This window comes from Achromobacter sp. JD417, assembly GCF_041879325.1.
In the GTDB taxonomy this organism is placed as follows: Bacteria; Pseudomonadota; Gammaproteobacteria; order Burkholderiales; family Burkholderiaceae_B; genus Achromobacter; species Achromobacter mucicolens.
This window is the reverse complement of sequence record NZ_CP087159.1, coordinates 1,814,174-1,833,320: the sequence shown is the minus strand read 5'-3', so window position 1 is coordinate 1,833,320 and position 19,147 is coordinate 1,814,174. Positions and strand designations below refer to the sequence as shown.

General features: G+C 67.1%; 19 protein-coding genes. 6 read left to right on the top strand and 13 right to left on the bottom strand.

Features of this window, described 5'->3' with window-relative positions; genetic code table 11:
- Positions 1 to 44: 44 nt before the first annotated feature.
- A complete protein-coding gene (locus tag LN047_RS08465) occupies positions 45 to 1,613 on the bottom strand; it encodes an amidase (RefSeq protein ID WP_280003685.1) in 1,569 nt (522 codons plus the stop codon).
- Positions 1,614 to 1,692: 79 nt separating this feature from the next.
- Positions 1,693 to 3,111, bottom strand: coding sequence for a DNA recombination protein RmuC (rmuC, locus tag LN047_RS08460; RefSeq protein ID WP_373981501.1), 1,419 nt, complete (start codon positions 3,109 to 3,111; stop codon positions 1,693 to 1,695).
- A 77-nt stretch (positions 3,112 to 3,188) separates the two neighbouring features.
- On the opposite strand from rmuC, the gene LN047_RS08455 reads away from it, so the two are divergent.
- Positions 3,189 to 3,905: a PhoP regulatory network YrbL family protein gene (locus tag LN047_RS08455; protein WP_174245383.1), complete on the top strand. Its 717-nt coding sequence runs from the start codon at positions 3,189 to 3,191 to the stop codon at positions 3,903 to 3,905.
- Here the strand turns inward: LN047_RS08455 and LN047_RS08450 are convergent.
- From LN047_RS08450 to LN047_RS08410, 9 genes are all read right to left on the bottom strand, one after another.
- Positions 3,902 to 4,648 carry a DNA-3-methyladenine glycosylase gene (locus tag LN047_RS08450; RefSeq protein WP_152383870.1) on the bottom strand — a complete coding sequence of 249 codons (747 nt, stop codon included), beginning with the start codon at positions 4,646 to 4,648 and terminating at the stop codon, positions 3,902 to 3,904. The genes LN047_RS08455 and LN047_RS08450 overlap by 4 nt on opposite strands.
- Positions 4,617 to 4,973: a Spx/MgsR family RNA polymerase-binding regulatory protein gene (locus tag LN047_RS08445; protein WP_056320131.1), complete on the bottom strand. Its 357-nt coding sequence runs from the start codon at positions 4,971 to 4,973 to the stop codon at positions 4,617 to 4,619. Before LN047_RS08445 ends, LN047_RS08450 begins: the two co-directional genes overlap by 32 nt.
- On the bottom strand, positions 4,970 to 5,779 hold the full coding sequence (locus tag LN047_RS08440) for an ABC transporter permease subunit (RefSeq protein ID WP_056320129.1): 810 nt from the start codon (positions 5,777 to 5,779) through the stop codon (positions 4,970 to 4,972). Before LN047_RS08440 ends, LN047_RS08445 begins: the two co-directional genes overlap by 4 nt.
- Positions 5,776 to 6,687, bottom strand: a complete 912-nt coding sequence (locus LN047_RS08435; protein ID WP_062838427.1) for an ABC transporter permease subunit — start codon at positions 6,685 to 6,687, stop codon at positions 5,776 to 5,778. The genes LN047_RS08440 and LN047_RS08435 overlap by 4 nt, the downstream gene beginning before the upstream one ends.
- Positions 6,684 to 7,811, bottom strand: coding sequence for an ABC transporter ATP-binding protein (locus LN047_RS08430; RefSeq protein ID WP_056320123.1), 1,128 nt, complete (start codon positions 7,809 to 7,811; stop codon positions 6,684 to 6,686). Before LN047_RS08430 ends, LN047_RS08435 begins: the two co-directional genes overlap by 4 nt.
- Before the next feature lie 5 nt (positions 7,812 to 7,816).
- Positions 7,817 to 8,920, bottom strand: a complete 1,104-nt coding sequence (locus LN047_RS08425) for a polyamine ABC transporter substrate-binding protein (RefSeq protein ID WP_175156866.1) — start codon at positions 8,918 to 8,920, stop codon at positions 7,817 to 7,819.
- A 145-nt stretch (positions 8,921 to 9,065) separates the two neighbouring features.
- A complete protein-coding gene (locus LN047_RS08420) occupies positions 9,066 to 9,797 on the bottom strand; it encodes a 3-deoxy-D-manno-octulosonic acid kinase (protein ID WP_175211137.1) in 732 nt (243 codons plus the stop codon).
- Entirely contained in the window at positions 9,787 to 10,209 is a 423-nt protein-coding gene (locus LN047_RS08415; protein ID WP_373981500.1) for a group II truncated hemoglobin, read from the bottom strand. The genes LN047_RS08420 and LN047_RS08415 overlap by 11 nt, the downstream gene beginning before the upstream one ends.
- The gene (locus LN047_RS08410; protein WP_373981499.1) at positions 10,209 to 12,740 is read right to left on the bottom strand and encodes an ABC transporter permease; all 2,532 of its coding nucleotides are present in this window, start codon (positions 12,738 to 12,740) and stop codon (positions 10,209 to 10,211) included. Before LN047_RS08410 ends, LN047_RS08415 begins: the two co-directional genes overlap by 1 nt.
- A 102-nt stretch (positions 12,741 to 12,842) precedes the next feature.
- Here LN047_RS08410 and LN047_RS08405 point away from each other — a divergent pair, with 102 nt between their 5' ends.
- From LN047_RS08405 to LN047_RS08395, 3 genes are all read left to right on the top strand, one after another.
- A complete protein-coding gene (locus tag LN047_RS08405) occupies positions 12,843 to 13,817 on the top strand; it encodes a TRAP transporter substrate-binding protein (RefSeq protein ID WP_373981498.1) in 975 nt (324 codons plus the stop codon).
- A 103-nt stretch (positions 13,818 to 13,920) separates the two neighbouring features.
- Positions 13,921 to 14,421, top strand: coding sequence for a TRAP transporter small permease (locus LN047_RS08400; RefSeq protein ID WP_373981497.1), 501 nt, complete (start codon positions 13,921 to 13,923; stop codon positions 14,419 to 14,421).
- Positions 14,422 to 14,457: 36 nt separating this feature from the next.
- Positions 14,458 to 15,735 carry a TRAP transporter large permease gene (locus LN047_RS08395; RefSeq protein WP_373981496.1) on the top strand — a complete coding sequence of 426 codons (1,278 nt, stop codon included), beginning with the start codon at positions 14,458 to 14,460 and terminating at the stop codon, positions 15,733 to 15,735.
- Between the two features lie 121 nt (positions 15,736 to 15,856).
- On the opposite strand, the gene LN047_RS08390 is transcribed toward LN047_RS08395, so the two are convergent.
- Entirely contained in the window at positions 15,857 to 16,147 is a 291-nt protein-coding gene (locus LN047_RS08390) for a DUF3579 domain-containing protein (RefSeq protein WP_013392635.1), read from the bottom strand.
- A 180-nt stretch (positions 16,148 to 16,327) separates the two neighbouring features.
- On the opposite strand from LN047_RS08390, the gene LN047_RS08385 reads away from it, so the two are divergent.
- The gene (locus LN047_RS08385; RefSeq protein ID WP_373981495.1) at positions 16,328 to 17,509 is read left to right on the top strand and encodes an aspartate aminotransferase family protein; all 1,182 of its coding nucleotides are present in this window, start codon (positions 16,328 to 16,330) and stop codon (positions 17,507 to 17,509) included.
- Between the two features lie 56 nt (positions 17,510 to 17,565).
- Positions 17,566 to 18,507, top strand: a complete 942-nt coding sequence (gene argF / locus LN047_RS08380; protein ID WP_056320238.1) for an ornithine carbamoyltransferase — start codon at positions 17,566 to 17,568, stop codon at positions 18,505 to 18,507.
- A 75-nt stretch (positions 18,508 to 18,582) separates the two neighbouring features.
- Here the strand turns inward: argF and LN047_RS08375 are convergent, their stop codons facing one another.
- Positions 18,583 to 19,143, bottom strand: a complete 561-nt coding sequence (locus tag LN047_RS08375; protein WP_373981494.1) for a hypothetical protein — start codon at positions 19,141 to 19,143, stop codon at positions 18,583 to 18,585.
- Between the last annotated feature and the right edge of the window lie 4 nt (positions 19,144 to 19,147).

The following is a 19,147-nucleotide window of genomic DNA, read 5'->3' as shown; positions in this document are numbered from 1 at the left end:
CCTGGTTTGGCCGGCCGGCGCGGGGCGGCGGCGCCCGGTGGCGGCTATCGGGCCATGGGCGCCGTCAAGGGCCAGGGCCGCAGCGTTTCGACCTGGGCAGCCAGCTCCAGCAATTGCGCCTCGGCGCCGAGCGGACCCATTACCTGGATACCGATGGGCAGCCCGTCCGCGGACATGCCGAAGGGGATCGAAATGGCGGGCATGCCGGTCAGGTTGGCCAACGGGGCGAATGGCGAATAGCCGATGACGCCCTTCTTGCCCAGACGGTAGGCCAGATAGTCGGCGTTGTCCATGGCGTAGCGGCCGATGGGCGCGGGCGGCAGCGCCAGGACCGGGCTGAGGAACAGATCGTAGCCCTGGGCGCCGTCGCGATGCAGGAAGCGCCCGATGCGGCGGGTGATTTCGTGGCAGGTGTCGACGCAGGCGACGTACTGCGCGCCCGAGATGGCGCGGGCGTACTCGCGCGCGCCCAGCGTGGTGGGCTGCAGCTCATCGGCGGCCAGGCGGCGGCCGCGCGCAGCCACAAAGCTGTCGATGGCGTTGGCGGCCGCGCTGGCGATCAGGGGCAGCATCGGCGACAGGACTTCCTCGGAGCCGACGGGCGGCGCGGCGGGCACCAGTTCATGCCCCAGCGCGGCGAAGAACGCGGCGGCCTCGTCCAGCGTGGCAGCAACATCGGGATGGATCGCGCCGCCTTCGTAGGTGGTGTTGATGAACGCGATGCGCCGGCGGGGCGCCGCGCGCGGATCGGCGGCAACGCGGGCCACCACGCCACGATAGGATTGCGCGGGCTGGACGGGCGCCGCATAAGGCGCACCCACGTCCGCGCCCGCGCTGATGTCCAGCGCCGCCGCGCAATCGCGCACCGACAGCGTCATCATGTGTTCGGTGGCCAGGCCGCCCCACCCTTCTCCTTTCAGCGGGCCCAGCGGCATGAGGCCGCGCGAGGGCTTGAGCCCCAGCACGCCGCAGCACGAGGCGGGAATGCGGATCGAGCCGCCGCCATCGCTGCCATGGGCGATGCGCACCATCCCGCTGGCCAGCGCCGCCCCGGCGCCGCCGCTGGAGCCGCCCGCGCTATGACCCTTTTTCCAGGGATTCTGCGTGGCCGGGCCATACACCGGCGATTCCGTCGTGGGGCTCAGGCCAAGCTCGGCGCTGGTCGTGCGGCCAAACGGAATCAGCCCGGCGCGGCGATAGCGCTTGACGATGTCGGCGTCGAGGTTCCATTGGACCTTGCCGTACAGCACGGAACCCATCATGCTGGGCAGGCCGATGGCTGCCGTGGCCAGGTCCTTGAGCAGGGTGGGCACGCCCAGAAATGGCCGGTCGCGCAGCAGCGCCTGGCGTTGTTCGGACGTCAGCGACGCAAGTTCGGCGTCCATCGCCTCTGCCAGCCGCAAGCCGGCCTCGGCCTGCACGCCGCAGGCGGCGTTGATGGACGGATTACGGGCCGCAACGCGGTCCACCGCCTGCTGCATGGCAGCCAGCGCCGTGGTGGCGCCCAGGGCGATATCGGCGCCCAGCGCCGTCGCGTCGAGAGAAGAGGAATCATGGCGTTCGGCGATGCTCATGCTGACGATGCTCCAGGTATCGACGGCGAAGTGCCGCATGCATGAGGATATCGGCTGCGAGGGCGGGCAACAAGCGCGCGCCGGGGCGGTCGGGGCCCCGGACTTGGGTCTTCCGGCCTCAGACGCCGCCGGCGGACGGCGCGCGGGTGTCGTCGGTGTCGTCGTCGGGGTCGGCGGCGTCCGCCGCGCCGGCACCCAGCAGACGCAGGGCATCGGCTTCGGGCAGAGCCTCCACGCCCTTCAGGTTGCGCAGCATGGCGCGCGTGCGGACCTCGGTCTGGCCGATCTTGTTGCTGGCGGTGTCCAGGGTCTTCTTGACGCTGGCCAGCGATTCGCCGAACTTGCCGAACTCTGTCTTGACGGCCCGCAGCACCTGCCAGACCTCGGAGGAACGCTGTTCGATAGCCAGCGTGCGAAATCCCATCTGCAGGCTGTTCAGCAGCGCGGCCAGATTGCTTGGCCCCGCCACGTTGACCCGCAGGTCGTGCAGCTTGTCCAGGAGGCCGGGGCGGCGCAGCACCTCGGCATACAGGCTTTCCGTGGGCAGGAACATGATGGCGAAATCGGTTGTGTGCGGCGGCGCGATGTACTTGCCGGCAATCAGCCGCGCCTGCACTTCGACCGCGCGGCCCAGCGCGGCCCCGGCCGCCTTCACGCCTTCGGCGTCGGCCGCTTCCTGCGCATCCATCAGGCGCTCGTACTCTTCCTTCGGAAATTTGGCGTCGATCGGCAGCCAGACCGGATCGCCGCCATCGCCGCGCCCCGGCAGCCGGATGGCGAATTCGACGGCGGCATCGCTGCCCGGCACAGGCTTGACGTTGCTGGCGTACTGATCCGGCGTCATGTTGTCTTCGATCAGGCGCGCCAGTTGCACTTCGCCCCACGTGCCGCGCGACTTCACGTTGGTCAGCACACGCTTGAGGTCGCCGACCCCGGCCGCCAGCGCCTGCATTTCGCCCAACCCCTTGTGCACGGCTTCAAGGCGGTCCGACACCAGCTTGAAGGACTCGCCCAGGCGCTGCTCCAGGGTGGCGTGCAGCTTTTCGTCGACAGTGCGGCGCATTTCATCGAGCTTGGCGCTGTTGTCCGATTGCAGCGACTGCAGCCGTTGATCGACCGTGGCGCGCACTTCCATCAGGCGCCGCTCGTTGATCTGGATGAGGCCCTGCAGTTGCTCCGAGAACCCCGCGGCAAAGCGCGCCAGCGATTCGGCGGACTCGGCGCGGGCGGCCTGCGCATCGCGCGACAGACCCGCGCGCAGGTCGCCATGCGACTGCGCCAGCTCCTGACGCAGCCCGCGCGTGGATTCGGAAAACTCGCTGCGCAGGCCGCGCTGGCCTTCGGCGATGTCGGCGCGCAGCGCGCGCTCGGTTCTTTCCAGGCCTTCCAGCAAGGCCTCAAGGCGGGCGTCCGAAGCGGACGGACGCAGCCAGGCCAGCACTGCGGCCAAGAAGGCAAGCACCGCGCCACCCGCGGCCACCCAAAGCAGAATGTCGTTCAAGAAAGGGCTCTCCAAAGCGCGAATTGTAGGTCGCATTCCGCCCCCGTTTCCAGCCGGCGCGGCGGGCGCGAAGACGCCGCGGGAGCAACCGGATTAAACTGGCGGCCATCCGAATGAATCGCCCCGCTTCTTTGAACTCTGCCGACCGCCCCGCCAGCACGCCTCCCGTGTCATATCAATCCGTGTTCGGACCGCTGAACCTGGATTCGGCCACGCCGCTCGCGACCGGCGGGGACCGGCACATTTTCCAGCACCCGCATTCCCCGTCCCTGCTCGTCAAGGTCATGGATATGCGCGCACGGGCGATATACCTGGAAGCGCGGCCGTTCAAACGCTGGTACAAGCAATATCAGCGCGAAAGCGCCTACCGCGTCTACCTGAACGAGATCTCGGAATACGTCACCACCACGACTCGCCCCTCCGGCGTGTGGCAGGTGCCCATGGCGCGCATTTTCGGTGTGGCGCAGACCTCGCTTGGGCTGGGACTGGTCGTCGAAAAGATTACGGACGAGGCGGGCAACATGGCGCCTACCTTGACCGAACTTGCCATGAAGGGTCAGTTTGACGAGGCCCTGCGGGCGCAGTTGGACGAATTCTTCGACGACCTGGCCGACGCGCACGTGGTGGTGCATGACATGTCCAGCAGCAACATCGCGGTGGGCCAGAACGCCGACGGCAAGAAGGGGCTGTACCTGATCGACGGCTTCGGCGTGCTGCCGCTGATTCCGCTGTATGCCTGGAGCAAGCGCCTGAACCGCCGGCGCCTGCAGCGCAAGTACGCCGAACTGCGCGAATCGCTTGCCCGGCGCGTCCGCGAAGCCGGCCTCTAACCGCCGGCCGGCGCCTCGGGCAGCACGATGCCCTGCCGGTCCACCCACACATAGTCCTGTCCCGCGCGCTGGCCGCGCCGCAGCGGGTTGCGCGTGCAGAAGGCGGCGTAGGCCGGATCCACGAACCGGTAGCTCAGGTGCTCGTCGCGCCCCGTGGGGATGCCCAGGCGCGTGGTGCAGATCAGATACGGCGGGGACTCGCCCACGTCTTCGACGTACAGGGCCTCGGGATCGAAGCGGCGCGCATCCCACTCGGGCACTTTCAGGCCCAGCGACCGGCACAGCAGGGTCTGCCCCGCGCAGAGCGCGCCCAGCGCCCGGGGCCGTCCTTGCGCATCGGGATTGAGCTCGCGCATCCGGTCCAGGGCTTCGGGGCCGGACAGCGCGTCGGTCCACGGATAGGCAGACTTGATCAGCACCGCGTTGCCGGGGCCGCCCGCGCTGAAGTTCAGCGAATCGCCCCCGCGGGCGTAATACATGTAGATGGTGCCGCCGTCCATGAACAGGGCGCGGCGCTTGTGGGTGTAGCCCAGCGAGGCATGACTGCCCCGCTCTTCCAGATAGTAGGCCTCGGTCTCGATGATGCGGGCCGACAGCCACAGGCCGCCGACCCGGTGGCGGATCACCTTGCCGGGCAACTCGCGCGCCAGCTGGGCCGCATCGCGGTCGAAGAAGGCGTCCGGCAGGGCCCGGCCGGGCCCGCCTCCGGCCTCAGGCGAAACGTTCGCCGTAGCGCTTTTCACTGAAGCCAACACTCACCTCGCCATCCGGCGTGACCGTCACCGGACGGCGCACCAGCGCCGGGTATTCGGCGATCAGCTTGGTCCACTGGGCGTCGGTGTGCGCGGTCTTGCGGTCTTCGGGCAGATTGCGCCACGTCATCGAGGCGCGGTTGACCAGCTTTTCCCAGCCGCCGACCTGCTCGGCCCAGGATTTGAGCGTCGCGGCCGCCACCGGATTGTCGCGATAGTCGACGAAGGCGTGGTCGACGCCGTGCTCGGTGAGCCAGTCGCGCGCCTTCACGCACGTGCTGCACTTGGTCAGGCCATACAGGGTGGTTTGCGTCATTTGGATTCGGACTCCTTGCGCCATTGCATGCGGTTGGCGAGGATCACGCACGTGCCCACCGCCAGGATGAACAGGGTGGCCAGCGCGTTGATCTCGGGCTTCAGGCCCAGCCGCACCCGGGAGAAGACCTCCATGGGCAACGTGCTGGAACCGGGGCCGGACAGGAACGACGCGATGACGACGTCGTCCAGCGATAGCGTGAAGGCGAGCAGCCAGGCCGACGCCAGCGCGGGCGCGATGAGCGGCAGCGTGATCTTGAAGAACACCGTGATCGGGGTGGCGCCCAGATCCAGCGCGGCCTCTTCCAGCGAGCGGTCCAGGTCGCGGATGCGGGTCTGGATGACGACAGCCACGAACGCCATGCACAGCGTCACGTGCCCCACCCAGATCGTGAACATGCCGTTCTGCTCGGGCCAGCCCAGCGCGCCGCGCACTTCGACGAACATCAGGAGCAGCGAGATGCCCAGCACGACCTCGGGGATCACCAGCGGCGCGCTCAGCATGCCGACGTAGAGCGCAAAGCCGCGAAAGCGCCCCATGCGGCCCAGCACGTAGCCGGCCCAGGTGCCGATGACGACCGCCGCGGTAGCCGTCAGCACGGCAATGCGGAACGACAGCCACGCGGCGCGCAACAGCGCGTCGTCGTTGGCCAGCGAGTGATACCAGCGTAGCGAAAACCCCGTCCACGACGTGACGGACGGCGACTCGTTGAACGAAAACACCATCAGGCTGATGATGGGCACGTACAGAAAGAAGTAGCCCAGCCCCAGCACCACGGCGCGCAGCGTCTTGTTCGGACCGTTCATTTGCGGCCTCCCCCCTGCTGCTTGACCTGGCTGTATTGGAAGTACACCAGCGGCACGAGCAGCAGCAACACCATCACGCACGTCACCGCCGACGCCATCGGCCAGTCGGCGTTGTTGAAGAATTCATTCCACATCACGCGGCCGATCATCAGCGTGTTGGCCCCGCCCAGCATTTCCGGGATCACGTATTCGCCGACGGCCGGGATGAACACGAGCATGGCGCCCGCGATCACGCCCTGGCGCGACATCGGGACCGTGATCTGCCAGAACGCCTGCCAGGGTTTGGCGCCCAGGTCATAGGCGGCCTCCAAGAGGCGCAGGTCCATCTTCACCAGCGTCGCGTACAGCGGCAGGATGAAGAACGGCAGATAGGCGTAGACCATGCCGATGTACACGGCCAGGTCGGTGCGGTAGATCTCGAGCGGACTGGAGATCAGGCCCAGGCTCTGCAGCAGGTTGTTGAGCAGGCCGTCGTTGCGCAGGATGCCCACCCAGGCATAAACGCGCAGCAGCAGCGAAGTCCAGAACGGCAGGATCACCGCCAGCAGCAGCAGGTTGCGCACGCGCGCCGACGAACGGGCAATGTAGTACGCGATGGGATAGCCGATCAGCACGCAGACCAGCGTGGTGATGCCGGCGATCTTGACCGAGCTGAGGTATGTGCGGAAATACTGGTTTTCCGTGAACAGCAGGATGTAGCCGCGCAGGTGCAGGCTGAACTGGATCGCCTCGTCCTGAAACTGCGCCAGCGACGTATACGGCGGGATGCCGAACTTCATTTCGGCAAAGCTGATCTTGAGCACCAGCAGGAACGGCACCAGCAGAAACAGCACCAGCCAGGCGAAAGGCGGCACCACCGCCAGTGCCCGGCCCGACGGCAGCCAGTCGCGGGGCGAAAAACGGATCATGACGCAAGCACCGTCGCGCTGTCGGCGTCCCAGCTGACGAAGATTTCTTCGTCGATGCCCGGCGCATCCATCTGGGCAAGGAGCCGGCTGGGCACGCTGGCCTCGACCGTCTTGCCGGAATCCAGGCGGATCTGATAGAGGGCGTAGCTGCCCATCCAGGCCATGTGGCTGACCATGCCGTGCGCCCAGTTGTAGTCGCCATCGGGCTGCTCGCGCGACACCAAGAGGCGCTCGGGGCGGATGGACACGTGCACTTCCATGCCCAGCGGCTCGCTCACGCCGTGGTTCACGTAAAGCGGACGGGTCAGCTCGGCGCATTCGATGGCCACATGGTCGGGCTCGTCGACCACGATGGTGCCGGTGAACATGTTGGTCGACCCGATGAAGCTGGCGACAAAGCGCGAGTTCGGGAACGCGTAGACGTCCTGGGGCGTGCCGCACTGGACGATCTGGCCTTCGGTCATGACGGCCAGGCGGTGCGCCATGGTCATGGCTTCTTCCTGGTCGTGGGTGACCATGATGCAGGTCACGCCGACCTGCTCCAGGATCTTCACGAGTTCGATCTGCGTCTTCTGGCGGATCTGCTTGTCCAGCGCCGACATGGGCTCGTCCAGCAGCAGCAGCTTGGGACGCTTGACCAGGCTGCGCGCCAGCGCCACGCGCTGCTGCTGCCCGCCCGAGAGTTGGTTGGGCTTGCGGCGCGAATAGCCCGCCATCTGCACCAGGTCCAGGGCCTCGAACACGCGGTCATGGATTTCCGCGCGGTCCACGCCTTCCTGCTTCAGGCCAAAGGCCACGTTGGCCTCGACCGTCATGTGCGGGAACAGCGCGTACGACTGGAACATCATGTTCACGGGCCGGCGGTACGGCGGCACGCTGGTGATGTCCTCGCCGTCCAGCAGGATCTGGCCCGACGTGGCTTCCTCGAAGCCTGCCAGCATGCGCAGCAAGGTGGACTTGCCGCTGCCCGAGCTGCCCAGCAGCGCGAAGATTTCATTGCGTTTGACGGACAGGTTGACCGAGCGCACGGCCACCACGTCGCCAAAGATCTTTACCACGTCGGAAACCCGGACGAACTCGTCCGGGTCCGCCGCGTGCTGCGCCGAGTAACGGCTATCGTTCATGATGACTAATTTCCCAACTTCAGCTCGGACCACAACTTGTTCTGCAGACGTGAAATGTTCAAGGGCAGGGCCTTGATCACGTACAGGGTCTTGGAGACGTCGGCGGGCGGGTAGATCATGGGATTCTCAGCCACATCCTTGTTCACGTACTGCCGCGCCTCTTTGTTGGCGTTGGGATAGAACATGGTGTTGGTGATGGCCGCATGGACCTTCGGCGTTTCGATGTAGTTGATGAAGGCCAGCGCCTCTTCGGGATGCGGCGCATCCTTGGGGATGACCATCAGGTCGAACCACGCCGGCGCGCCGCCCTTGGGAATGAAGTAGTTCACTTCATAGGGCTTCTTGGCGTCCTGCGCGCGCTTGCGGGCGATCATGACGTCGCCGGAAAAGCCGTAGACCATGCACAGGTCGCCCACGGCCAGCTCGTCGATGTAGCCCGACGAACTGAACTGGCGGATATACGGGCGGATCTTCTTCAGCACTTCCATCGCGGCCTGGTAGTCGGCGGCGTTGGTGCTGTTGGGGTCCTTGCCCAGGTACTTGAGCACGGCCGGGAAGACCTGCGCGGCTTCGTCCAGCATCGAGATGCCGCACTCCTTGAGCTTGGCGGCGTTCTCGGGCTTGAAGATCATGTCCCAGCTGGCCAGGTCCACGTCGTCGCCCATGATCTGCTTGACCTTGGTGACGTTGTAGCCCAGGCCGTTGGTGCCGTAGCCCCACGGAATGGCGTGTTCGTTGCCGGGATCGACCGTGGCGACCAGCGCCATTATTTCCGGATCCAGGTACTTCCAGTTGGGGATCTTGGACTTGTCCAGCTTCTGGAACAGGCCGGCTTCGATCTGGCGCGAGGCGTAATGGGTGGACGGGACAACGACGTCGTAACCCGACTTGCCGGCCAGCAATTTGGCCTGCAAGGCGTCGTTGCTGTCATAGACGTCATAGCGGACCTTGATGCCGGTTTCCTTCTCGAAACCCGGGATCGTGTCCGGGGCCGTATATTCGGCCCAGTTGTAGACATTGACGACCTTGTTCTGCGCCACCGCCGCCGATGTCGCTGCCGCAGCCAGCACCGCGCCGAGCGCCCAGCGCATTCCCGCCTTCAGTTCCATTATGTCCAGCCCCCTTGCTCTATGCCGTTTATGACAGGAGTACCAAAAGGCGAAATGATAAAGCCTTTTAGCGCTGACCTGCCCAACTTTGCGGGGTAATTGGCGCAATTGCCCCCGTGGCGGCCGCGCGCCGGCGGGCCGGCGGTCAGGGCTGGATGCCGATGCCCCAGGCCGTCCAGTAACTGTCGCGCAGGCGCATCCAGAAACGGTCGCCGGCCTCGCCAGCCACCTTGCGCAGCGACCGGCGCAGCCGGTCCAGATTGGCCTGGCGCTGTCGCTCGGACAGCGCGCCCTGCGTGCCGCGGTCGAAGTCGATGAGCCAGACCCGGCCGTCGTTGCCGATGAGGATGTTGAAGGCGTTCAGGTCGGCGTGCCAGACGCCCGCCCGGTGCATGCGGACGATGGCGTCGGCGACCGGCTGCCATAGCGGTTCGGTCAGCGCCTGCGCCAAGGGCCGCACGCCGGGGATGCGCTCGACCACGATGGCGGCGCGGTAGATCGGGCCCTGACGCCAGTAGGCCGCCGCCAGCGGGGCGGGCACCGGCAGCCCTTGCGCGCGCAGCGCGGCCAGCAGGCGGTATTCGCGGAAGCTTCGGGTGCGCGACTCGCCGTTCCACAGATACGCGTCGCGGCTGATGCGGGCGATCATGCCGCCGCGGCGGTAGCGCCGCAGCACGCCCTGCCAGCCCTGCCCCTCCACGAACCACGCGGCCTGGCGACCGCCGGCGTCCACGGGCCGCGCCCGGTCGCCGTAGTGCGCGGGATTGAAGACTTCCGGCCCCGCGTCGGCAAGGCGCCGCGCGTCGCTGAGCATGGCGCCGGCCAGCGGGCCCTCCCAGGCGGTGCGCCGCGCGCCGGATCGATCGTCACCCTGCACGATTGCGCATCCAGTCGGCAACGCCGTAGAACGATTCGAGCAGCCGCTCGATCAGGACGGGCTCGATGCCCTCGTCTTCCATCGCGCGTCCGATGCAGGCCACCCATTGGTCGCGCTCGACCTCGCCGATGGAAAACGGCAGGTGGCGCGCCCGCAGGCGGGGATGGCCAAAGCGTTCGATGTAGTGGTCCGGCCCGCCGAAGTATCCGCACAGGAACCAGAAGAGCTTGTCGCGCGCCTCGTACAGGCTGGGGCCGTGGGCGGCGCGCAGTTCCTTGAGGTCGGGCTCCATGTCCATCAGGTCATAGAAACGGTCGACGAGGGCGCGCACGCCGGCTTCGCCGCCAAGAAGGTCAAACATGGTGCGGGAGTTTTCCACGGGTTCTGTAATGGTGTGGACGCGGGACGTCATCAGGTTTCTCGAAGGGTGACAAGCGGCGGCGTACGCAGCACGCCGCGCAGGGCAAGCGCGCCGCCCGCCCAGGCGCCCAGCATGCCTGCGCCGATCCCGGCCAGCCATGGCCAGAGGCTGAGGGTAATGGTGAAGTCGAACACCTGCGTTGACAAAACCCAAGCGATCGCCGTGGCGCCAGCCGCCGCCAAAAGGCCGGCCAGCCCGCCCACCGCCCACAGCTCGATGCGCTGGGAACGGGCAAGCTGACGGCGCGTGGCGCCGAGCGCGCGCAGCACCGCCGCCTCACGCATCCGCTCGTCGCGCGTCGCGGTCAGCGCCGCGGACAGCACCAGCACGCCGGCGGCCAGGGTGAACAGGAACAGGAGCTGCACCGCGCGGCCCACTTCATTCAGCACGGATTGCAACTGCTGCAGGATGGCGCCCACGTCGAACACCGTCAGGTTCGGAAACTGCCGCACCAGCGCGGGCAGCACCGCCGCCTTGTCAGGCGGCAGGTAAAAGGACGTGATCCAGCTTTGAGGCATGTCGGCCAGTGCGGCGGGGGTCAGGATGGCGAAAAAATTGACGCGCATCGTATCCCAATCCACCCGCCGGATGCTCGACACGGCCACTTCGACCTGCTGGCCGGCCACGTCGAACGTCATCTTGTCGCCCAGGCCAATGCGCAGGGACTGCGCCAGCCCCGCTTCCAGCGAGACCTCGGCCGAGCCCGGCGCCAGCCAGCGGCCCTGCTCGATGCGGTTGGAAGACGGCAGCGCGTCGCCATAGGACAGGTTGAATTCGCGGTCCACCAGGCGCTTGGCGCGCGGTTCTTCGTAGTCGTCCGGTCCCACCGGCTTACCGTTGACCGCGATCAGCCGGCCACGCACCATCGGCGATAACGTGATGCGGCCCAGCCCTTCGCGCGTCAGCGCATCGGTCACGGCCTGGCGCTGGTCTGGCTGCACGTTGATCAGGAACCGGTTGGGTGCGTCCGGCGGCATGGTGCGCTGCCACCCCTGGATCAGATCGGTGCGGGTCATGGTCAGCAGCAGCAGCGCCATCAACCCGACAGCCAGCGCGCAGACCTGCGTGATCGTGGCCGCCCGGCGGCGCACCACGCCCGCCAGCGCAAAGCGCAGCGCGGGAAACCCGGCCGCCAGGCGGCGCACCCGCGCCAGCCCCAGGATGCACAGCCAGGCCACCAGGGCAAATACCCCGAAGGCGCCCAGAAAGCCGCCCGCCACCACGCCGCCCAGCTTCGCGTCGCCCGCGAACCACCAGATGAGCAGCGCGAACCCCGCCGCGCCAAGCACGTAACCGAAGGCGCTGCGGGCGCTGATCGTGTCCGCATCGCGCCGCAGGACGCGGGCGGGCGGCACGTGCCGAAGCTGCGCCAGCGCGGGCAGCGCAAAGCCCAGGAGCAGCAGCAGCCCGGTCAGCAGGCCCTGCAGCGCCGGAATGGCCGACGGCGCCGGCAGCGTGGTGTCGATCAGCGACCCCAGCAGCATCACCAGCACCTGGTGCACGCCAAAGCCCAGCAGGCAGCCGGCCGCGGACGAGACCAGGCCAACCAGCGTGAATTCCAGCGTCAGCATCCGCGCGACCTGCGACTGCACTGCGCCCAGGCAGCGCATGACCGCGATGCCGTCGCGGTGCCGCGTCATGTAGCGCCCCGCCGCCAGCGCCACGGCCACGGCCGAGATCAGCACCGCCAGCAGCGCCACCAACGACAGGAACCGCTGCGCGCGGTCCAGCGTGCGGCGCACTTCGGGGCGGCCCGACTCCAGCGTGGCGATCTTCTGGCCGCGCTTGAGGTTCTGGTTCAGCCAGGCGGAATACCCGGCCACGGCGTCCGGCTGGCCGGCGATCAGCATGGCATACCCGATGCGGCTGCCCGGCGCGATCAGCCCGGTGGCCGGCAGGTCGCTGGCGCGCAGAAGCACGCGCGGCGCGACGTTGACGAACTGCATGCCCTTGTCCGGCTCATAGGTGATGACGCGGTCGATGCGCAGGTGGGCGTCGCCCACATTGAGTGTGTCGCCCACCTTCAGGTTCAGCAGGGCCAGCAGCTGCGCGTCGACCCAAACCGCGCCTTCGGGCGGCACGTCGCGGGTGGGCGCGTCGGGCGCGAACGGCGCATCCGCCACCCGCAGCGCCCCGCGAAGCGGGTAGCCGGGTTCCACGGCCTTCAGGGCGGCAAGCTGAGCGCCGTCGCCGGCGCCCACCATGGAAGGAAACTGCCATGTGCTGGACACGGTGAGGCCGCGCTCGCGCGCCTGATCCTTGAAGGCGGCCGGCACGGGCTCATCGGCGTCCAGCACCAGATCGGCGCCCAGCATCTGGCCGGCGTCGCGTTCCAGCGCGCGTCCGACGCGGTCCGCCAGAAAGCCCACGCTGGTGACCGCCGCCACCGCTACGACCAGGGCCAGCACCAGGAGGCGCAGTTCGCCGGCACGCGCATCGCGCATCATCATCCGGGCGCCCAGGCGCAGGGTGGACCAGAAACCGGGGCGCTTGGCCTGTGACATATCAGGGAAATCCATCATTCAACTATGTTAGCCAACGGTAAGAAAGCGATCTGATTCCCGATATCATCCCGGGGCGGGAGGCAAAGCCGCCCCTAAAGATAACCAATTCCGGAGAAGACAATGCGTAAATCCTGGCTTGCGGCCACGATTCTGGCCGCCTGCGCGGCCGCCACATCCCTGCCCTCGGCGGCACAGACCACCCTGAAGATGGCCTACGCCCTGTCGACCTCGTCGCACTACGGCGCCGGCGCCGACGCGATGGCCAAGTCCATCGAGGCCTCTACCAACGGCAAGTTCAAGGTCCAGCAATTCGCCAACAGCGCGCTGGGCGGCGAACGCGAGGTCATCGAGGGCCTGCAGATCGGCACCATCGATCTCGCGATCGTTTCGACCGGTGCAACCCTCAATTTTGTTCCCGAAACCGGCGTTTTCGATATTCCCTTCCTCTTGCGCGACCTGCCGCACGCCCGTGCCGTGCTCGACAGCAAGATCGGCCAGGACATGCTGGCCAAGTTCCCCAGCCGCGGCATCGTGGCGCTGGCCTGGGGCGAACAGGGCTTTCGCCACCTGACCAACAACGTGCGTCCGGTCAAGACCCCGGCGGATGCCAAGGGCCTGAAGATCCGCACCACGGAAAACCCCATCCACATCACCGCCTTCCGCCAGATCGGCATCCTGCCCACGCCGATGGCCTGGCCCGAAGTGGCCACCGCCCTTCAGCAGGGCACCATCGACGGCCAGGAAAACCCGCTGTCCGTGATCACGTCGGCCAAGCTGTCGCAGATGCAGAAGTACCTGTCGCTGACCGGCCACGTGTACGGCCCGGCCCTGGTGCTGATGTCGGCCAACGTCTATGAAGGCCTGTCGGCCGCCGACAAGGCCAACTTCGACAAGGCCGGCAAGGAATCGGCCCAGGCCATGCGCGCCTACGTCGACAACATCGAGAAGACGGGCGTCGAGCAGCTGAAGAAGGAAGGCATGCAAGTCACCGAAGTGGACCGCGCCGCCTTCGCCGCGGCCGTGGAGCCCGCCTACCCCGAGTACTACAAGAAGTTCGACAAGAAGCTGATCGACGCGATCCGCGACACCAAGTAAGCCGGTGCGGCCCCCGTGGCGGGGCCGCTCGCCTGGCGGCGGGGCCGGCTATCGCCGCGCGCCCGCCCTATTTTTTTCGCGACTTTCGCCAACGGAATTCACCATGCGTTTGCTCTGCGCCTTCGACCGCGGCCTGTTCAAGCTGGTCTCGGCATTCGCCCAACTCCTCTTGGTCGCCGCCGCAGCGGCCGCGTTCTATCAGGTCATCGCCCGGTTCGTGCTGCATTCGCCCGCCGACTGGAGCGAGGTCCTCACCCGCGCGCTTCTCATCTGGACCGTGCTGCTGGGCGTGGCCCTGGCCTTTCGCCACGGCGCCATGATCAGCGTGGAACTGCTGCGCAACATGCTGGGCGGCAAGCGACGCCGGGTACTGGAAGCCATCATCGGCTTCATCTGCGCCGGTTTTCTCGGCTTTCTGGCCTGGATTGGCGGCAACATGACCTACCGCGTGCGTTTCCAGAACGTGCCGAGCCTGGACATCTCGATTTCCTGGATCTACCTGGCGATCCCCGTGGGCGCCACGCTGGCGGCCATCGCCGTGCTGGCCCGCTGGTGCGCCGGCGACGAAGAAGACGTGCCCGTGCGCAACGACGCGCAAGGCTGAGCCGCCCCTTATCGAACCTGAGCAGCAGAAATCGCCATGTCCCAATTAATGATTGTCTCGATGCTGATTTTCTTCGGGCTGTCCGTGCCGGTCGCCGTGTCGATCGGGCTGGCCAGCCTGGCGGGCGTCGGCGCCGCGGGTCTGCCCTGGCTGGTCGTCGCGCAGCAGTTGTTCGCCGCGCTGGACAAATACCCGCTCGTGGCCATCCCCTTCTTCATCCTGGCCGGCAACCTGATGGAAGCCGGCGGCATCTCCGAGCGCATGGTGGAATTCGCCAAGAGCGTGGTGGGCGGCATCCAGGGCGGCCTGGCCTGCACCTGCGTGCTGACCTGCATGATCTTCGCGGCGGTCGCCGGCTCCAGCGTGGCCACCACCTTCGCGGTCGGTGCGATCCTGATCCCCGCCATGGTCCGGCACGGCTATCCCGCGCCCTTTGCGGCGTCATTGCAGGCCAGCGCGGCGGAACTCGGCGTCATCATTCCGCCGTCGATCCCGATGATCCTGTTTGCCGTGTCCACCGATACATCCACCGGCGAGCTGTTCATCGCCGGCGTCATGCCCGGCATCCTGATCGGGGTGGCGCTGATGTTCTACGTCTGGCTCTACGCCAAGCGCAACAACCTGGGCAAGCGCGACGGCGAAGGCCGCCTGCCGCTGTGGCCATCGTTCAAGCGCGCGTGGCTGGCGCTGCTGATGCCCGTCATCATCCTGGGCGGCATCTACGGCGGCATCTTCACGCCGACCGAGGCTTCGGTCGTGGCCGTGATGTACGCCGTCTTCGTGGGCAAGGTCATCTACCGCCGCCTCACGTTCCGCCAGTTGTCCGCCACGCTGCACAAGTCGGTCGTGTCGACCGCGGTCATCATGTTCGTGATCGCCAACGCCGGCCTGTTCAGCTTCCTGCTCAACCGCGCCGGCATTCCGGACGCGCTGGGCACGTGGCTCGCCCAGATTTTCGACACAAAGCTGGGCTTCCTGATGGGCGTGAACGCGGCGCTGTTCGTGATCGGCATGTTCATCGAGACCTCGGCATCGATCGTGGTGCTGGCCCCGCTGCTGCTGCCGGTGGCGCTGCAGTTCGGCGTGGACCCGGTGCACTTTGGCATCATCATGGTGGTCAACCTGGCGCTGGGCATGATCACGCCGCCGTTCGGCGTGAACCTGTTCGCGGCCTGCGCGGTGGCCAAGCTGCCGCTCGAGCGTATCGTCAAGCCGCTGGTGCCCTTCGTCGGCGTCGTGATCCTGTGCCTGATGGTCATCACCTATTGGCCCGGGCTGTCGCTGGGACTGCGCGACCTGGTCTACGCCAAGTGATATGCCTGCCGCCGTGCGGGCCAGCGCCCGCGCGGCGGGTAGCGCCCGGCCCGCCCGATGGGCGTGCAGGGCCGCAGAATGAGAAAAGCGCCCGGTTGGGGCGCTTTTTCGTTCTGGGGGCCTAGATTTCGCGTTCTTCCGTCTTGAGGTTGTTGTCGCGGGCGAAGTCCACCACGAACTTGTAGGCCAGCGGCTCCAGGTCGCGCAGGCGCAGGTCGACCACGATCCCGCGCACGCCATCGATCACGACGGGCAGCACATAAGGCGAATAAGTGAGGTGGTTACCAGCACAGCCGGCCGGCCGGAACTGTGCCATTACGCCGGCGAGCCGTTCCGCCCAATCGCTGGGGCGGAAGCGGCTACCGCTTTCGGTAACGCCATGAATTACGAATTGTCTGACGCGAGTTGCCATGTGTTCTTCACTGCGGGACGCCTTTCACGAAAGCCGGATCTTCGGCGTGATCAAACATGCGTGCCGCGCCGCGAATTGTATATGATTGATCCTTTGCCCTCTTTCAAACCGCGATTCGCCCCCGATTCGCCCCTTGGAAGCGGGCACGCTGTCGATGCCATTCCCCCAGGAGGATCCGCGATGAGCTCGCCTCTGGCTAATATCTATGCCCGGCTGCCGGTATCGTTCACGCACGGCCAGGGTGTCTGGCTGTGGGACGCCGGCGGCCGAAAGTACCTGGATGCCCTGGCCGGCATCGGCGTCTCGTGCCTGGGCCATGCCCATCCCAAGCTGGTCGCCGCCATCACCGAGCAGGCCGCCCGCGTCATCCATACCTCCAACATCTACGAAATCCCCCAGCAGACCGCGCTGGCCGCCCGGCTGACGGCGCTGTCCGGCATGCAGGAAGTCGCGTTCAACAACAGCGGCTCCGAAGCCAACGAAGCGGCCATCAAGCTCGCCCGCTACTACGCGTACCAGCGCGGCAACAAGCACGCCCACATCATCACGATGGATTCGTCCTGGCATGGCCGCACGCTGGCCACGCTGGCGGCCACCGGCAGCGACAAGGCGCGCAAGGGCTTCGAACCCCTGCCCAGCGGCTTCATCCAGGTGCCGTACAACAACCTGGACGCGGTGCGCGCCGCCGGCGACGCCGAGCCCCGCACCACCGGGGTGCTGCTGGAAGTCCTGCAGGGCGAAGGCGGCATCCGCCTGTCCGACATTGCCTACCTGCAGGCGCTGCGCCAGTTGTGCACCGAGCGCGGCTGGCTGCTGATGATCGACGAAGTGCAGTCCGGTATCGGACGCACCGGCAAGTGGTTCGCGCACCAATGGGCCGATATCCGTCCCGACGTCATGACGCTGGCCAAGGGGCTGGCGGGCGGCGTGCCCATCGGCGCGATGCTGGCGGCAGGCCCCGCCGCGGGCGTCTTCACGCCGGGCAGCCACGGCACCACGTTCGGCGGCGGACCGCTGGTGTGCGCCGCGGGCCTCGCGGTGCTCGATGCGCTGGAATCCGAAAACCTGCTTGAAAACGCCCATGCCGTGGGCGAATACCTGAAAGACCGCCTGGCCGGCGCGCTGGCCGGCACGCCCGGCGTGGCCGACATCCGCGGCCGCGGCCTCATGCTGGGCATCGAACTGGCCCGCCCCTGCGGCGTCCTGGCGCTACGCGCCCTGGAAGCGGGCCTGCTCATCAACGTCACGCGCGACCGCGTCATCCGCATGCTGCCGCCGCTGATCCTGACCCGGGAAGAGGCCGACCAGATCGTCGCCCTCCTGGTTCCGCTCATCCAACAGTTCCTGGCCGAAAAACCATAATCAACGTCCCTGCCGGGCCACGAGCCTGGCCGGGCCCAATGACCTGCGACATCAACATGACTCCTCCCACGACTCAAAACGGCCCGCTGCGGCACTTCCTGCAGTTCAAGGACTTCTCGTCCGCCGAGATCGCCTACGTGCTGGACCGCGCGCGCCTGATCAAGGAAAAGTTCAAACGCTATGAGCCCCACATGCCGCTGCACGACCGCACGCTGGCAATGGTGTTCGAAAAGGCCAGCACGCGCACCCGCGTGTCGTTCGAGGCCGGCATGTACCAGATGGGCGGTTCGGTGATCAACCTGACGTCCAACGACTCGCAGCTCGGTCGCTCCGAGCCCATCGAAGACACCGCGCGCGTGATCTCGCGCATGGTCGACATCGTCATGATCCGCACGTTCGAGCAGACCCGCATCGAGCGCTTCGCGTCGCATTCGCGCGTGCCCGTGATCAACGGCCTGACCAACGAATTCCACCCCTGCCAGATCCTGGCCGACATCTTCACCTACATCGAGCACCGCGGCCCCATCGCCGGCAAGACGGTCGCCTGGGTGGGCGACGCCAACAACATGGCCTACACGTGGCTGCAGGCGGCCGAGATGCTGGGCTTCACGCTGCACGTGTCCACGCCGGCCGGCTACGAACTTGAAGCCGCCCGCATCGGCACGCCGCCCGACAAGGTGCTGCGCCAGTTCAAGGATCCCATGGAGGCGTGCAAGGGCGCGCACCTGGTCACGACCGACGTCTGGACCAGCATGGGCTACGAGGCCGAAAACGAAGAGCGCCGCGCCGCGTTTGCCGACTGGTGCGTGGATGCCGAAATGATGGCCGCCGCCGACCCGCAGGCCGTCTTCATGCACTGCCTGCCCGCCCATCGCGGCGAGGAAGTGACCGGCGAAGTCATCGACGGCCCGCAGAGCGTGGTCTGGGACGAGGCCGAGAACCGCCTGCACGTGCAGAAGGCGCTGATGGAATTCCTGCTGCTGGGTCAGGTCGACTGACGCCCTCCCACAGGTAAAAAGGGGCCCGGACATCGCGCGATGTCCGGGCCCCTTCTCTTTTGTGGCGCGACGGCGCTACAGGATCTTCCTGAACATCGTGCGCCGCGTGTTGCGAAAGGACGGCCGCACGCGGCTGCTCCAGTCGGTCGCGCGCACGGCCAGCCACGGCGGGCTGCCGAAGGTTTCCTGCGTGTGCAGGTCGTAGCAGGCCAAGTACCTCGGCGACGCATCGCGGCATTCCCAGCGCTGCGCGCGCACCGTGCCGGGCACCGACGCCAGGCCGGGCAGGTGCTCCTGGTCGTACCAGGCGTTCAGGTCGGCCTCGGCCTCGGGCAGCACGTCGGTTTCGACGATGTAATGCCACGGCGCCTCCTGTCCCGCCGACGCGCCCGGCAAATCCAGCGTCAGATGCAGCACCCGCGCGTGCGCGCCGGGCGCCAGTTCATTCAGGCGGGCCTGGATCTGCGGCAATGCACGGGCCCCGCGCACGTATACGTAGGTGTCTTCGGCTTCCAGCGCGGCAAAGGCGCTGATCTTCACATCCTTCAGCCCATCCGCGAGACGCCCGGCCAGATCCTGAATGCGCGTCTCGTCAAACCGCTCGCCCAGCGACACCAGCAACATCGTTTCCTGCACAGCC

Bases quoted from the DNA above. Each gene is read 5' to 3' on its own strand.
- LN047_RS08400 (WP_373981497.1), top strand. From the start codon at position 13,921: ATGCGTTTGCTCTGCGCCTTCGACCGCGGCCTGTTCAAGCTGGTCTCG.
- LN047_RS08465 (WP_280003685.1), bottom strand. From the start codon at position 1,613: ATGCGGCACTTCGCCGTCGATACCTGGAGCATCGTCAGCATGAGCATC.
- LN047_RS08415 (WP_373981500.1), bottom strand. From the start codon at position 10,209: ATGACGTCCCGCGTCCACACCATTACAGAACCCGTGGAAAACTCCCGC.
- LN047_RS08390 (WP_013392635.1), bottom strand. From the start codon at position 16,147: ATGGCAACTCGCGTCAGACAATTCGTAATTCATGGCGTTACCGAAAGC.
- LN047_RS08430 (WP_056320123.1), bottom strand. From the start codon at position 7,811: ATGAACGATAGCCGTTACTCGGCGCAGCACGCGGCGGACCCGGACGAG.
- LN047_RS08435 (WP_062838427.1), bottom strand. From the start codon at position 6,687: ATGATCCGTTTTTCGCCCCGCGACTGGCTGCCGTCGGGCCGGGCACTG.
- LN047_RS08455 (WP_174245383.1), top strand. From the start codon at position 3,189: ATGAATCGCCCCGCTTCTTTGAACTCTGCCGACCGCCCCGCCAGCACG.
- LN047_RS08445 (WP_056320131.1), bottom strand. From the start codon at position 4,973: ATGACGCAAACCACCCTGTATGGCCTGACCAAGTGCAGCACGTGCGTG.
- LN047_RS08440 (WP_056320129.1), bottom strand. From the start codon at position 5,779: ATGAACGGTCCGAACAAGACGCTGCGCGCCGTGGTGCTGGGGCTGGGC.
- rmuC (WP_373981501.1), bottom strand. From the start codon at position 3,111: ATGCGACCTACAATTCGCGCTTTGGAGAGCCCTTTCTTGAACGACATT.
- LN047_RS08395 (WP_373981496.1), top strand. From the start codon at position 14,458: ATGTCCCAATTAATGATTGTCTCGATGCTGATTTTCTTCGGGCTGTCC.
- LN047_RS08405 (WP_373981498.1), top strand. From the start codon at position 12,843: ATGCGTAAATCCTGGCTTGCGGCCACGATTCTGGCCGCCTGCGCGGCC.
- LN047_RS08410 (WP_373981499.1), bottom strand. From the start codon at position 12,740: ATGATGGATTTCCCTGATATGTCACAGGCCAAGCGCCCCGGTTTCTGG.
- LN047_RS08385 (WP_373981495.1), top strand. From the start codon at position 16,328: ATGAGCTCGCCTCTGGCTAATATCTATGCCCGGCTGCCGGTATCGTTC.
- argF (WP_056320238.1), top strand. From the start codon at position 17,566: ATGACTCCTCCCACGACTCAAAACGGCCCGCTGCGGCACTTCCTGCAG.
- LN047_RS08425 (WP_175156866.1), bottom strand. From the start codon at position 8,920: ATGGAACTGAAGGCGGGAATGCGCTGGGCGCTCGGCGCGGTGCTGGCT.